The sequence below is a fragment of the Thalassococcus halodurans genome (genome assembly GCF_900108225.1).
GTDB classification, from domain to species: domain Bacteria; phylum Pseudomonadota; class Alphaproteobacteria; order Rhodobacterales; family Rhodobacteraceae; genus Thalassococcus; species Thalassococcus halodurans.
In genome coordinates this window covers 165,863-178,726 of the sequence record NZ_FNUZ01000003.1, presented here as the reverse complement: position 1 = coordinate 178,726, position 12,864 = coordinate 165,863, and the positions used below count along the sequence as shown (strand labels likewise).

The 12,864-nt window shown below is 60.4% G+C and carries 12 protein-coding genes; 7 read left to right on the top strand and 5 right to left on the bottom strand.

The annotated features are described in order from the left end of the window. The first annotated feature begins 1 nt into the window (after window position 1). The 4 genes from C4S59_RS10805 to rlmH all read left to right on the top strand — a co-directional run bounded on the left by C4S59_RS10805 (window position 2) and on the right by rlmH (window position 3,666). Window positions 2–301: a hypothetical protein gene (locus tag C4S59_RS10805; protein WP_103910521.1), complete on the top strand. Its 300-nt coding sequence runs from the start codon at window positions 2–4 to the stop codon at window positions 299–301. Beyond that, window positions 298–2,631 (top strand): aldehyde dehydrogenase family protein, encoded by a 2,334-nt coding sequence (locus tag C4S59_RS10800; protein WP_103910520.1) that lies wholly within the window; start codon window positions 298–300, stop codon window positions 2,629–2,631. The genes C4S59_RS10805 and C4S59_RS10800 overlap by 4 nt, the downstream gene beginning before the upstream one ends. A gap of 162 nt (window positions 2,632–2,793) precedes the next feature. Then, entirely contained in the window at window positions 2,794–3,168 is a 375-nt protein-coding gene (gene rsfS, locus C4S59_RS10795) for a ribosome silencing factor (protein WP_103910519.1), read from the top strand. Window positions 3,169–3,195: 27 nt separating this feature from the next. Further along, a complete protein-coding gene (gene rlmH, locus C4S59_RS10790) occupies window positions 3,196–3,666 on the top strand; it encodes a 23S rRNA (pseudouridine(1915)-N(3))-methyltransferase RlmH (RefSeq protein ID WP_103910518.1) in 471 nt (156 codons plus the stop codon). Between the two features lie 120 nt (window positions 3,667–3,786). On the opposite strand, the gene dapA is transcribed toward rlmH, so the two are convergent. Continuing rightward, a complete protein-coding gene (gene dapA / locus C4S59_RS10785) occupies window positions 3,787–4,662 on the bottom strand; it encodes a 4-hydroxy-tetrahydrodipicolinate synthase (protein ID WP_103910517.1) in 876 nt (291 codons plus the stop codon). Between the two features lie 133 nt (window positions 4,663–4,795). Between dapA and C4S59_RS10780 the strand changes: the two genes are divergently transcribed. Further along, a complete protein-coding gene (locus tag C4S59_RS10780) occupies window positions 4,796–6,751 on the top strand; it encodes a lytic transglycosylase domain-containing protein (protein WP_103910833.1) in 1,956 nt (651 codons plus the stop codon). Here C4S59_RS10780 and C4S59_RS10775 read toward each other — a convergent pair. Then, a complete protein-coding gene (locus C4S59_RS10775) occupies window positions 6,725–7,591 on the bottom strand; it encodes a DMT family transporter (RefSeq protein WP_103910516.1) in 867 nt (288 codons plus the stop codon). The two genes, C4S59_RS10780 and C4S59_RS10775, sit on opposite strands and share 27 nt — an antisense overlap. Then, window positions 7,588–8,262, bottom strand: a complete 675-nt coding sequence (gene mnmD, locus C4S59_RS10770; protein WP_103910515.1) for a tRNA (5-methylaminomethyl-2-thiouridine)(34)-methyltransferase MnmD — start codon at window positions 8,260–8,262, stop codon at window positions 7,588–7,590. Before mnmD ends, C4S59_RS10775 begins: the two co-directional genes overlap by 4 nt. Window positions 8,263–8,312: 50 nt before the next feature. Here mnmD and C4S59_RS10765 point away from each other — a divergent pair, with 50 nt between their 5' ends. Beyond that, window positions 8,313–9,353, top strand: coding sequence for an NAD(P)/FAD-dependent oxidoreductase (locus C4S59_RS10765; protein WP_103910514.1), 1,041 nt, complete (start codon window positions 8,313–8,315; stop codon window positions 9,351–9,353). A gap of 33 nt (window positions 9,354–9,386) precedes the next feature. On the opposite strand, the gene C4S59_RS10760 is transcribed toward C4S59_RS10765, so the two are convergent. Continuing rightward, window positions 9,387–11,123 carry a capsule biosynthesis protein gene (locus C4S59_RS10760; RefSeq protein ID WP_103910513.1) on the bottom strand — a complete coding sequence of 579 codons (1,737 nt, stop codon included), beginning with the start codon at window positions 11,121–11,123 and terminating at the stop codon, window positions 9,387–9,389. Next, window positions 11,101–11,760, bottom strand: a complete 660-nt coding sequence (locus C4S59_RS10755; protein WP_103910512.1) for an ABC transporter ATP-binding protein — start codon at window positions 11,758–11,760, stop codon at window positions 11,101–11,103. Before C4S59_RS10755 ends, C4S59_RS10760 begins: the two co-directional genes overlap by 23 nt. A gap of 177 nt (window positions 11,761–11,937) precedes the next feature. On the opposite strand from C4S59_RS10755, the gene C4S59_RS10750 reads away from it, so the two are divergent. Beyond that, window positions 11,938–12,720 carry an MBL fold metallo-hydrolase gene (locus C4S59_RS10750; RefSeq protein ID WP_103910511.1) on the top strand — a complete coding sequence of 261 codons (783 nt, stop codon included), beginning with the start codon at window positions 11,938–11,940 and terminating at the stop codon, window positions 12,718–12,720. The last annotated feature ends 144 nt before the right edge of the window (window positions 12,721–12,864 follow it).

The window sequence follows — 12,864 nt, the reverse complement described above, 5'->3', positions numbered from 1 at the left end:
GATGCAGAATAACCCCTACATCCTTCTGTTCGGCATCTTCTTTGCCATCTGGCTGGGCGCGAAATCGTGGCGGCGCAATCGTCTACGCCGTGCCGTGCGCGACCTGCCGACAGCCAGCCGCCGCTTGCTGGGGCCAGAGCCGGATTACCTGCCACCATCACAAGACAGCGCGCCGCCTGAACTGGCGGGCTATCTGCGCCTTCATCGCCGTAGCGGCCAAATCCAGAAGGGCCTTTGGGGCCTTGCCGGACTGTGGCTGGCTTTTGTTATCTTCCTCGTCCTGAGAAAGCAGTTCCTATGACCGTCAAAGATATTTTCGAAAACATGGACTACGGCAGCGCCCCTGAAAGCGCGGGCGATGCGTTGGCTTGGATTACGGATCAGGGTGCGCGGTTTGGCCTGTTTATCGACGGTGAATTCACGGCTCCGGGCGACACGTTCGAAACCACCAACCCCGCCACGGGCGAGGTGCTGGCAGACATCACACAGGCAACCGCTGACGACGTGGCCGCTGCCGTCGCAGCCGCACGCGCGGCACAGCCGGAATGGGAAGCCATCGGCGGCCCTGCCCGCGCGCGGTTCCTTTATGCGCTGGCCCGTTTGCTGCAAAAGCATTCCCGCCTGTTTGCGGTGCTGGAGACGCTGGATAACGGCAAACCGATCCGCGAGGCGCGGGACGTGGATATCGCGCTGGCGCATCGTCATTTCTATTATCACGCGGGCTGCGCCCAGCTGGAAGAAACACAGGCGCAAGGCCGCGTGGCACAAGGCGTCTGCGGCCAGATCATCCCGTGGAACTTCCCCCTGCTGATGCTGGCGTGGAAGGTCGCGCCTGCGCTGGCGATGGGCAACACAGTGGTTCTGAAACCTGCCGAGTGGACATCGCTGACAGCGCTGCTGTTTGCTGATATCTGCCGTCAGGCGGGTCTGCCCAAGGGTGTTGTAAACATCGTCACTGGTGACGGTGCTGTGGGCGAGATGATTGTCACCGCCGACGTCGACAAAATCGCCTTTACCGGCTCGACCGAAGTGGGGCGTAAAATCCGTCAGGCCACCGCAGGCAGCGGCAAATCCCTGACGCTCGAACTGGGTGGGAAATCCCCCTACATCGTGTTCGAAGACGCCGATCTGGACAGCGCCGTCGAAGGGCTGGTCGATGCGATCTGGTTCAACGGCGGTCAGGTTTGTTGCGCAGGGTCGCGCCTGTTGGTGCAGGAAGGCATCGCGGATCGGTTTTACGCCAAACTGCGCGCCCGCATGGACAAGCTGCGCGTGGGCAACCCGCTGGACAAATCCATCGATGTGGGTGCCATCGTGCACCCCGAACAACTGGCCCGCATCCGCGCGATGGTCGAGGCCAGCGGCGGCGATATGCACCAGACCGCTGGCGTGCCCGAGGGCTGCTACTATGCCCCCACGCTGATCACCGATCTGTCGAATGCCGATCCGCTGATGCAGGAAGAAATCTTTGGCCCCGTTCTGGTCGCCACGACCTTCCGCACCCCGTCCGAGGCGATCGAGATCGCGAACAACACGCGCTATGGCCTTGCCGCGACGGTCTGGTCTGAAAACATCAACGTCGCGCTGGACGTTGCGCCGAGACTGGCCGCAGGGGTGGTCTGGGTGAACGGCACCAATATGTTCGACGCAGCAGCGCCCTTTGGCGGCATCCGCGAATCCGGCTTTGGCCGCGAAGGTGGGCCCGAGGGGCTCCGGGCCTACTCCAAGCCCGCCGAAAAAGGCCCGCTGGTCACGGAAATCGCAGCCTTCGAAGGCGACAGCGCCGAACCGCAGCCGGTGGACCGTACCGCCAAGCATTATATCGGCGGCAAACAGGCGCGGCCCGACGGGGGCTATGCCCGCAATATCTATGACGCGTCCGGCGCGCTGATCGGCCAATCGCCCATCGGCAACCGCAAAGACATCCGCAACGCGGTCGAGGCGGCACGCGGTGCCAAGGGCTGGTCAGCGGCCACCGCGCACAACCGCGCGCAGGTGATCTATTTCCTTGCTGAAAACCTATCTGCCCGCGCAGGCGAACTGGCCAAAACGATTGACCGCATGACCGGACAGGATACCGGCGCGGATGAGGTCGAAGTCGCCGTAAACCGCCTGTTCCACTACGCCGCATGGTCCGACAAATTCGCAGGCGACGCCCGCGCCGTTCCGATGCGCGGCCTAGCTATGGCCCTGCGCGAACCGGTGGGCGTGATCGGTGCGATTGCCCCCAACGAATTCCCGCTGCTGGGTCTTGTGTCTGTCATGGCCCCCGCCATCGCCATGGGCAACCGCACGGTCATCGTCGCGTCCGAAGCTTACCCGCTGATCACGCAGGACCTGACGCAGATCCTTGAAACCTCTGACGTGCCCGCAGGCGCCGTGAACCTGATCACAGGGCCCCATGCAGAACTGGCTGCGACACTGGCGGATCACGCCGATGTCGATGCGCTCTGGTCCTTTGGTGCTGCGGCCCTGGCGGGCGATATCGAACGCCGCGCCGCTGGCAACCTGAAGCGCACATGGGTCAACCACGGCCACGGCCGCGACTGGTTCGGACCCGATGGCCAAAGCCGCAACTTCCTTGAAGAAGCGACCGAGGTCAAAACCGTTTGGGTTCCCTATGGCGCGTAACGCCGCGCCAACACCTCCGGTCATTGAGATTTTGCGAATCCGATGTTATCTTTGCAGTAAGGCCCAGCGCCGGGGCCATACTGGTCGGCGTGTTGACTATAGGAGGACAATGTCCTGTCACTCGACACAAATGCGGCCAATGCCGCAGACGCGGGTCACCCGATGACGGGCGCCACCCATCCTGAACTGACAAGCGAAGCAATCCTTGCCTCGGTTCTTGAGTCCCTGAATGACAACAAGGCGGAAGAGATCGTGCAGATTGACCTGCGCGGCAAAACAGCCATGGGCGATTACATGGTAATCTGCTCGGGCCGCTCGTCCCGTCAGGTAGCTGCCTTGGCGGAAAAGGTCACAGAAGACCTGAAAGCCGACTTTGGCGTTCTGTCCAAGATGGAAGGCAAGGAAACAGGCGACTGGGTTCTGATCGACACTGGCGACGTGATTGTTCACGTGTTCCGCCCCGAAGTGCGCGAATTCTATCAGCTTGAGAAGATGTGGCTGCCCGCAGGCGCAACCGGCAAGCCGACAGAACAATAAGCCTGACAGGCTGAACGAGGCAGTGATATGCGCGTAAGCCTATGCGTCGTGGGCCGGCTACGGGCCGGTCCGGAACGCACCCTGATCGACGACTACTTGACACGCTTTGACAAAACCGGACGGGCGCTTGGCCTTGGTCCGGCAAAGATTATTGAGGTCGAGGATAAGAAAGGCGGCGGCATGTCTGCCGAAGCCGATCTGCTGCGCCGCGCGATCCCCAAGGGCGCCACGCTCTGCTGTATGGACGAGAGGGGCGAAGTGATGACCTCGCCCGAGTTTGCCCAACGCCTTGGCCAGTTCCGCGATCAGGGCACGCAAGACATGGCCTTTGTCATCGGCGGGGCAGACGGGATTGATCCGTCGCTCAGGGCCGAGGCACGCATGTCACTCAGCTTTGGCAAAATGGTCTGGCCGCACATGCTGGCCCGCGTGATGCTCAGCGAACAGCTGTACCGTGCGGCCTCCATTCTGGCGGGCTCCCCCTATCACAGGGAATGATTTCGCCTCGCTTCGCGAGACAACAGGCTGGGGGCAAGCCCCCAGACCCCCGGAGTATTTAAGGACAGATGAAAGCTTTAAACGAAAAATGGCCCGGGGTGATCCGCGGGCCGTTTTGTTTTAGTTCAGCAGGCCTGCGTGGCGCAGGGCGGCTTGGATTTTGTCCTTTGTCGGATCGGTCAGCGGCATCAGTGGCAGGCGCACGCTGTCTTCGCAAAGATCCAAGAGGCTCATGGCGTATTTCGCGCCGCTGACACCCGGTTCGGTGAAGATGGCCTGATGCAGCGGCATCAGACGGTCTTGCAGTTTGAGCGCTGTGGCGTAGTCGCCCGCAAGGCAGGCCTCTTGCATCTGCGAGCAGAGCGCAGGGGCCACGTTTGCGGTGACCGAGATGCAGCCTGTGCCGCCTTGGGCGTTGAAGCCGTGTGCCGTGGCGTCTTCGCCAGAGACCTGAATGAAGTCCAGTCCGCAGGTGATGCGCTGGGCGCAGACACGGGCCAGATCGCCGGTGGCATCCTTGACGCCTGCGATACGCGGCAGCTGGGCCAGTTTGCCCATGGTTTCCGGTGTCATATCCACAGCCGAGCGACCCGGAATGTTGTAGATGATGATCGGAATATTGCTTTCGTCATGAAGCATGCGGAAGTGTTCGTACAGGCCCGCTTGCGTCGGCTTGTTGTAGTAGGGTGTCACGACCAGCGCGCCGTCTGCACCGACGTTCTGCGCGTGGTGCACAAAACGCAGCGCTTCGGCTGTGTTGTTCGAGCCCGCGCCTGCGATGACAGGGATGCGCCCAGCGGCGGCTTTGACCACGGTATCTACGACGGCTTCGTGTTCGGAGTGGGTCAGCGTGGGGCTTTCGCCCGTTGTCCCCACCGGCACCAGACCGTGCGAGCCCTGATCGACGTGCCAGTCAACCAGACGTTTAAGCGTGTCAAAATCCACTGCGCCGTCTTTAAACGGCGTGACCAGTGCAGGCATTGACCCTTTGAACATGACACGCTCCTTTCATTTTCACACGTTCGTGGTGGCTCTTTGCATAATCCCGCCGAGTTGATTTGTATCGGCTGGCGCAAAGGATATGTTCCAACGCGTGTCTATCGTGTTTCAAACGGGAAAATGCAAGATCATGTATCGCGTCTTTGCCAAGATCGCCCTCTGCTGTGTGCTGTTTGCCTTGCCATTCGGGACTGCAGCTCAGGACAGGCCGCTTGCGACCGCAATGGACGAAATGCGCGACGGCAACTGGACCGCAGCCATGATCACCGCGCGGGGCGACGGGCAGGTCGGGCTTGATCTGATTCTATGGCATTGGCTGCGCGCAGGTCACGGCGATGCGCGGCAGTTGATCGATTTTGTGACGCGTAATCCTGATTGGCCCGGCATGCCTTATCTGCGTGAGAAAAGCGAAGCGGCGATTGTCGAGGCATCACATGATGCGGTGCGCGCGTTTTTTGCCGAACAAGGCCCGCAGACAGGAACAGGCGCGCTCAGCTATGCGCGGGCGTTGCAGGCCGCGGGGCGTGGGGGCGAGGCTGAGGCCGAGATCGTTCTGGCGTGGCGGACTTTGGCGCTGTCGTCGGACGAACACGCGGCGTTTTTGGCGGATCACGGTGCATTGCTGAAACCGCACCACGCGGCGCGTCTGGATATGGCGCTTTGGAAACGCTGGTCATCCAACGCGCGGGCCATGTTGCCTTTGGTCTCTGACGGTGAACGGGCCTTGGCCGAGGCGCGGCTTGCCCTGCAATCCGAGGCGGCAGGGGTGGACAGTTTTATCGAGGCCGTTCCCGCGGCCTTGCAGAATGATGCAGGGTTGGCGCGTGATCGGTTTGCGTGGCGTTTGGCAAAGCGTCGTACAGCGGATGCGGTGGAGTTGCTGCTGGAACGGTCCACATCCGCCGAAAGCCTGAAAGAGCCTTGGGCGTGGGGCAACCCGCGCCGCGATCTGACGCGTGAGGCGATGCGCGACGGGCGCTATCAAGAGGCGTACAAAATCGCCTCGACCCATTTCCTGACAGAGGGGTCGGATTTCGCTGAATTGGAGTGGCTGTCGGGCTATATTGCTCTGCGGTTCCTGAAAGAGCCGAAAAAGGCGGTCGAGCATTTCCGCAACCAGTTGTTGGCCGTGGACACGCCGATTTCACTGGGCCGAGCGGGGTATTGGATCGGTCGCGCGGAAGAGGCCGCTGGCAACGTACAGGCCGCGCAGCAGGCGTATGAATTCGGTGGCGCGTATCAGACATCGTTCTACGGACTGCTTGCTGCGGAAAAGGCGGGGATGGATGTTGATCCGCGTTTGGCGGGAAATGAGGAGTTCCCCGATTGGAAAGATGCGGAATGGTTGAAGTCCTCGGTCTATCAGGCGGCGGTTCTACTGTTGGCGTCGGACGAACTGGACCTTGGCGAACGCTTTCTGACGCATCTGGCCGAGTCTCTGGATCGCACTCAGATCGGGCAAATGGGCCGGATGCTGGCGGATTTCGACCGACCCCATGTCCAGGTCATGCTGGGCAAACGCGCCGCGCAGGTGGGGATGGAAATGCATGCCTCGTACTATGCGCTGCATCCGCTGATTGACCGGAGTTTCCCGATCCCGACCGAAATGGTGTTGGCCATCGCGCGGCGGGAATCCGAATTTGACCCAAAGGTCATCTCGCACGCCGGCGCACGTGGATTGATGCAGTTGATGCCTCGCACAGCCGAGGCTGTTTCGGGCTGGTTGGGCAAGGATTATGAACTGTCCAGACTGACCAGTGATCCGGAATATAATGCGGAACTGGGCTCTGCTTATCTGGCAAAACTGGCCGAGGATTTTAACGGCAACGTCGTGATGATGTCGGCGGGCTATAATGCTGGCCCATCGCGGCCAGAACGCTGGATGGAGCTATATGGCGATCCGCGCAAGGGCCAGATCGACGTGATCGACTGGATCGAAACCATCCCGTTCGACGAAACCCGCAACTATGTGATGCGGGTTGCCGAAAGCCTGCCGATCTACCGAGCACGCTTGGGCCGTGATCCCCTGCCTATCCCGTTTTCCAAAGAGTTGGTCGGATCAACCCTTTTGCCGCGCTCGCCATAGGGTGAAGAGGCCCGCGCTGACAATGATGACAGCGCCCAGAACCACATTCGTGCGGATCGTGTCGCCAAACACAGTCACACCCAGTGCAGAGGCAAAGACCAGTTGGAGGAACGCAAAGGGCTGAACAGCGCTGGCCTCGGCGGCCTCATAGGCTTTGATCAGCGTCCAATGCGCCAAAGAGGCGGTCAGGCACAACACGCCCATCCACATCCAGTCGGTCTGGCTCATAGGTTCCCAATGCCAGATGCCGATCGCGGTGGTGACGACCGCGCCAACAACGCCCGTCCAGAAGAACGTGGTCGCAGCGCTGTCCTTACGCGCCACATAGCGGTTCAACAGGCCGTAAAGCGCGAACATGAAAGCCGCCAACAGGGGAATCGCGGCGTAGGGTGAAAACACACCGCCCGAGGGCTGCAGAATGATAATCACCCCGATGAAGCCCACGCCAATCGCGGCCCATCTGCGCCAGCCCACATATTCGCCCAGAACAGGGCCCGACAGGGCGGCGATCAACAGCGGGTAACAGGCGAAAACCGCGTGGCTTTCGACCAGCCCCAGATAGACAAAGCCCTGCACCATCACCAACACCTCAAGCGCAAGAATCGCAGCGCGGAAGCCCTGAACCAGCGGCTGGGTCGTGGCGGCGGCTTTCTTGATCGACCCGGCCTGAAGTCGCGCGATGGCGATCACGAAGGCCGCAAAGAACCAGTAACGGATCATGATGACCATGTAGGTGTTATAGGCCTCGGCCAAGTGGCGCGAGATGCCGTCCTGCATGGCGAAAATGAAGGTCGTGACGACCATCAGCCAGATACCGGTGCGTGTGTCGTTGCGTGTCATGCGGTGGCCTTTCGGGCGACGGTCATATGGCGTTTGCGGCCAAATCCTGGAATGCGGTCAACGGTAAATCCACCCGCCTCAAGCGCGCGGCGGATGGCACCTGCGGCAGAGTAGGTTGCAGCGGTGCCATCTGGCGCGGTGTGTTGTCCAACCTCGGCCATCAGATCGGGTTCCCACAGCTCGGGGTTTTTCGCAGGCGCAAAGCCGTCCAGAAACCACGCATCGGCCTGATCAGTCCAATGCGGCAGCGTCTGGCGCGCATCGCCTGTGATCATCCGGAATTGCAGGTCGGGCAGGTCGATGTCCGTCGCGCCCTGTTCCCAGAACGGGGCCAGTTCGGCGGCGATATCCGCGACCTCGGGGAATTCGGCCTGCGCGCGGATCATGTCGCCGGCGGAAAGGGGATAAAGCTCAAAGGTCGTGAACCGCATCTGGCCGGTTTGCCCGCTGTCGCGCCACAGCTTTAGCGCGGCCAAAAGGTTCAGGCCCGTGCCGAACCCCAGTTCGGCAATCAGGAACCCATCCTTGAACCGATCAGGCAGACCGTTGCCCGCCAGAAACACGTACTGTGTTTCCGCCAGACCGTTATCCAGCGAATAGTACGGGTCATCAAAACGGGTCGAAACCGGCACGCGTCCATCGCGCCAGTCAAGTGGAGTCTGGTCGTCCATGCCTGAAAGCCTTAGTTGGGTCAGGTGGACACTGCGACGGAAAAACGGGAATGGCAAGGATCGACATCACAGTTCGCGGGGCAGGGATTTTCGGCCTGTCGGTGGCATGGGCCTGCGTGATGCGCGGGGCCTCTGTGCGCGTGGTTGATCCGTTCGGCGCAGGGGCGGGATCGTCCGGCGGGATCGTGGGGGCGCTGGCCCCGCACGTGCCGGAAAACTGGAACGACAAAAAGGAATTCCAACTGGAAAGCCTGCTGATGGCCGAAGGTTTTTGGGCCGCGGTCGAGGCCGCAGGCGGTGTGTCGTCCGGCTATGGCCGGACAGGACGGTTGCAGCCCGTTGCAGATGACGCCGCCGAAGGTCTGGCGCGGGCGCGGGGCGAAAATGCCAAGAGCCTGTGGAAAGGCCGTGCGGAATGGGGGGTAAAGCCAGCAGACGCCGCAGGTGCGTTTCGGCCTGCCACGCCGTCCGGCCTATTGATCCACGACACACTGACCGCCCGCATGCACCCACGCCGTGCCTGCGCTGCTTTGGTTGCGGCTTTGCAGGCTAAGGGCTGCGAGGTCGTGACGGACGCGCCCGACGAAGGGCTGGTCGTCTGGGCGACAGGCTGGCAGGGGTTGTTGGACCTGAACACTTGGGTCGGCAAAAACGTCGGTGCGGGGATCAAAGGGCAGGCGGTGTTGTTCGACTACGCCGCGCCGGACGCGCCACAGCTGTTTGTCGATGGCTTGCACATCGTGCCCCACGCAGATGGAACGGTTGCCATCGGATCAACCAGCGAACGGGAATTCGACAGTCCGACTGCGACGGACGATCAGTGTGATACGCTGATCGACCGCGCTATCGCTGCTTTGCCGGAACTGGCCGATGCCCCCGCGATCGAACGTTGGGCAGGGGTGCGGCCTCGCGCCAAGTCGCGCGCTCCGATGCTGGGCGCTTGGCCGGATCGGGACGGGCATTTCATTGTGAACGGCGGGTTCAAGATCGGCTTTGGCATGGCACCGAAAGTGTCCGAGGTCATGGCCGATCTGCTGCTGGAAGGCCGTGACACCATCCCTGAAAGCTTTCGGGTCGCAGCCTCGATCTGAGGCCACGACCCGTATTTTTCCTGTCCCGAAAGCTTAGGACGACACCTGTTCCCGCAGGATCGACGCTGTCAGCGAGAACAGCAGATACAGACCCGAGAAAATCAGGAACGACAAAATCGTATTCTCGAATTTGCGCGGATAGGCGGGGTCTTCTGAGGCGACGGGCACAACCGACGTGGTCAGGTAACGTGCCTGACTGGTCGCATCGGCGCGGGCCGTTTCCAGCCGTTCCAGAGCCGCCTGCAACATCATATCGCGGGTCGCGAGGTCGGCCTGCGCCAGTTGGATGCGCACAGCGATCTCGGCCAGAGAATCCTCGCCCTCAGTCGCGGTGGTCATCTCGGTCGTCAGCTGCTGAAGCATCGCTTCAAGGCGACGGATATCGCCGCGGGCACCGTCAACACGGCTTTGGTTCGGGCGCTGGTTGTCCAGCAGGGCCTGCAACTGAAGCTCTTTTTCCTGAAGCTGGATTTCGATGTTGTTGATCTGGCCACGCAACGCGCCGATCTTGGCTTCGGGGTCGATGATGGTGCCTTCGTTTTGCAGGCGAACCAGTTTTTCCTGCGCTTCGCGACGGGCGGCTTCGGCCTCGATCAGACCTTCCTCTGCGTCGACCACAGCGTTGGATCGTTTGCGCAGCGACAGGTTGTCGACACGCTCTTCAGCGTAGCTGATCAGCACGCGGCTGAATTCGGCGGCGATTTCTGGGTCGGCTGCGGCGACCTCCATTTTCACGACGCCTTCTGTCGGATCATAGCCGATCTGAACGCGCTTTTTATAAACCTTATAGGCCTCTTCGTTCGACGAATCCTCTTCCAGACGCTGGATCGGATCGATGGACGGATCGGCAAAGTGGCTGCGGAAGCCAAGATCGGAATCCAGCCGCAGCATCGCGTCCTTCGAGGTCAGATAGGATTGCACCGCAATCGCATCCTGGTTTGTGGCGAACTGGGTGCCTGTCAGAAGACCACCCATGCCGCCACCGGCCGAGTCGTTCTTCAAGATCAGGAATTCGGACTTGGTCGCATACATCGGGGTCGCGACGGCATAGAAGTAGTAGCCTGCAATGATCGTCGGCAGCATGACGAAGAACGCCAGACGCGTCAGCAGCAGCATCAAGCGGGTACGGCGGCGTTTCGCGATGTCCTTCTGTACCTTCATGATCTCAATGGCGCGTCGCTCAGACGGGCTCATCGTATCGGTCGAAGGCAGCATCTGCTTTTCAGTGGCAATCCTTTGCGGCAACTGGACGGCACCCTGCGGCGGTTGTTGTGCCTGCTGTGCGCCGGGTTGCTGTTGCTGATGTTGCAGGTTCGCGGCCACGGCGGCTGCAGCGGCACCGGCCACGCTGGTACGTTTCGGTGCCTGCGGCTGATCGGCGGGGGCGGCGGCCGGTTGGGCGGGTTTTTTCGGATCACCCACCACCAGTTCAAGCGCGTTGCCCTGTTGGAACGGATCGATGCCTTGGGCGCGCAGCAGGCGGACGGCGTCGAAATCCGATGTGGGCGACAGCCCGTGGCGTTGGGCCACGCGGCGGGCCATGCGCAACTGGCGGCCTGTCAGACCCTCGGCGCGGATCGCATCGATCGCGCTTTCCGATGCGACCTGAGTGGGCGATGCGACATTCGCCTGATCAATCGCGCTGGCCGCAGAGCTGCGGGGCGTTTGGGGCGCCGTGGTCGGCGTCGGCGTAGCAGCTTGTGGTTCACCCGCATCCGCGGGCGTGCTGCGCCGGATGCGGAACTTCTTAGCTTTGGGTTTCGTAGTCATATAACTGCTTCGCCTCTTCTAGAGAATCGAACATATGCAGGTGTCCGCCCGATAGGACCGCTGCCTTTTTAACAAACTTTTCAAGGATTTCTGCCTGGTGTGACACGATGATCAGTGTGGATTTCTCCAACCGGTCCGCCAGCAGATCCCCTGCTTTTTTATTGAACTCGACGTCTGTCGAATTGGGCATGCCCTCATCCACCAGATACATGTCGAAATCGAGCGCAAGGAGCAGCGCAAAGGTGAAACGCGCCTTCATACCGGACGAATAAACGCCCAAAGGCTGGTCAAAGTATTCGCCCAGATCGCAAAGCCAGCGACAGAAGGCTTCGACGTAATCAGGGTCCAGACCATAAAGCCGTGCGATGTAGCGGGCGTTTTCGCGGGCAGAAAGTCGGTTCACAACACCGCCCATGAATCCCAGAGGAAAGGAAATCCGGCAATTGCGGCGAATTTCGCCCTCGTCGGGTTTTTCCAGGCCGCACATCATACGCACAAGCGTGGTTTTGCCCGTACCGTTCGGCGCCAGAATGCCCAAAGACTCGCCCAGATCGACGCGGAAAGTCGCGCGATCCAAGATCACTTTGTGGTGTGATCCCGTCCAAAAGGACTTACTGACGTTCTCGAACTCAAGCATGCTAGGCCCTGCTGCTACCTTATCTGGCCATTTGACCAGTCTCTTTGTCTCTAGAGTTAGATTTTGGTCAGATTATGACCGGTTTTCGAAACAAAGACCACGAATTGCGGCGATTGCTTCTGCGCTGACCTGCACTAACTGTGCCTAGTCCAAGAATTATAGCAAAGGATTGTATCCATGAACCTCTCTCGTCGTCACTTTGTTATTACAAGTACTGCCGCTGTTGCCGGAACCATCGTTTTGCCGCACGCAGTGCGTGCTGCCGCGCATGGCGCTGACAGCTTTGAAACCGATGCAGGAATGTTTGTTGTGCATCCGGTCGAACATGCGTCTATCGTTCTGGAAACGCCCAAGGGTGTTATCTACGTCGATACCGTTGGTGATCCGTCGCTCTATGATGACATGCCGGATCCCGATCTGATTGTGATTACCCATGAACATGGCGATCACTATAATCCCGATACGTTAACGGCGATTTCATCTGAATCGACGCCGATCATCGTGAATCCGGCTGTGTATGAGATGCTGCCCGAGAACCTGAAATCGCGTGCAACCAGCGTTGCCAATGGTGCGACAACGGATTGGGAAGGCGTCACTTTTGATGCGATCCCCGCGTATAACATCACCGAAGGCCGCGAAAACTTTCACCCGCAAGGGCGCGACAATGGCTATGTCATGACGTTCGACGGTTTCCGCATCTACGTGTCCGGCGATACCGAAGACACGGCCGAAATGCGCGCGCTGAAAAATATCGACATGGCATTTGTCTGTATGAACCTGCCGTTTACGATGGATGCGACCGCTGCTGCCGACGCGGTGAACACCTTCCAGCCCAAGGTCGTCTACCCCTACCACTTCCGTGGTCGTGATGGCGGCACACAGGACCCCAAGGCGTTTGCCGAAATGGTCACCGATGCCGAGGTCAAAATCGGTGGCTGGTATCCGGGCGGTCTGGGTTAACCCACCCCGAATCTTTTTCCTCCAGATGGCGCTCCGTTCGCGGGGCGTCACGCTTTTATGGGGTTCGATTCCGGAATGATGCGCGTCATGGTTGGGTTACATTTGTGGTTTTTGATCAAAAAGCAGTCAAAACCGACTCGGGAC

Coding starts and splice junctions, on each gene's coding strand:
- C4S59_RS10800 (WP_103910520.1), top strand. CDS start 298: ATGACCGTCAAAGATATTTTCGAAAACATGGACTACGGCAGCGCCCCT.
- C4S59_RS10780 (WP_103910833.1), top strand. CDS start 4,796: ATGTATCGCGTCTTTGCCAAGATCGCCCTCTGCTGTGTGCTGTTTGCC.
- C4S59_RS10760 (WP_103910513.1), bottom strand. CDS start 11,123: ATGACTACGAAACCCAAAGCTAAGAAGTTCCGCATCCGGCGCAGCACG.
- C4S59_RS10805 (WP_103910521.1), top strand. CDS start 2: ATGCAGAATAACCCCTACATCCTTCTGTTCGGCATCTTCTTTGCCATC.
- mnmD (WP_103910515.1), bottom strand. CDS start 8,262: ATGGACGACCAGACTCCACTTGACTGGCGCGATGGACGCGTGCCGGTT.
- rlmH (WP_103910518.1), top strand. CDS start 3,196: ATGCGCGTAAGCCTATGCGTCGTGGGCCGGCTACGGGCCGGTCCGGAA.
- rsfS (WP_103910519.1), top strand. CDS start 2,794: ATGACGGGCGCCACCCATCCTGAACTGACAAGCGAAGCAATCCTTGCC.
- C4S59_RS10755 (WP_103910512.1), bottom strand. CDS start 11,760: ATGCTTGAGTTCGAGAACGTCAGTAAGTCCTTTTGGACGGGATCACAC.
- C4S59_RS10750 (WP_103910511.1), top strand. CDS start 11,938: ATGAACCTCTCTCGTCGTCACTTTGTTATTACAAGTACTGCCGCTGTT.
- C4S59_RS10765 (WP_103910514.1), top strand. CDS start 8,313: ATGGCAAGGATCGACATCACAGTTCGCGGGGCAGGGATTTTCGGCCTG.
- dapA (WP_103910517.1), bottom strand. CDS start 4,662: ATGTTCAAAGGGTCAATGCCTGCACTGGTCACGCCGTTTAAAGACGGC.
- C4S59_RS10775 (WP_103910516.1), bottom strand. CDS start 7,591: ATGACACGCAACGACACACGCACCGGTATCTGGCTGATGGTCGTCACG.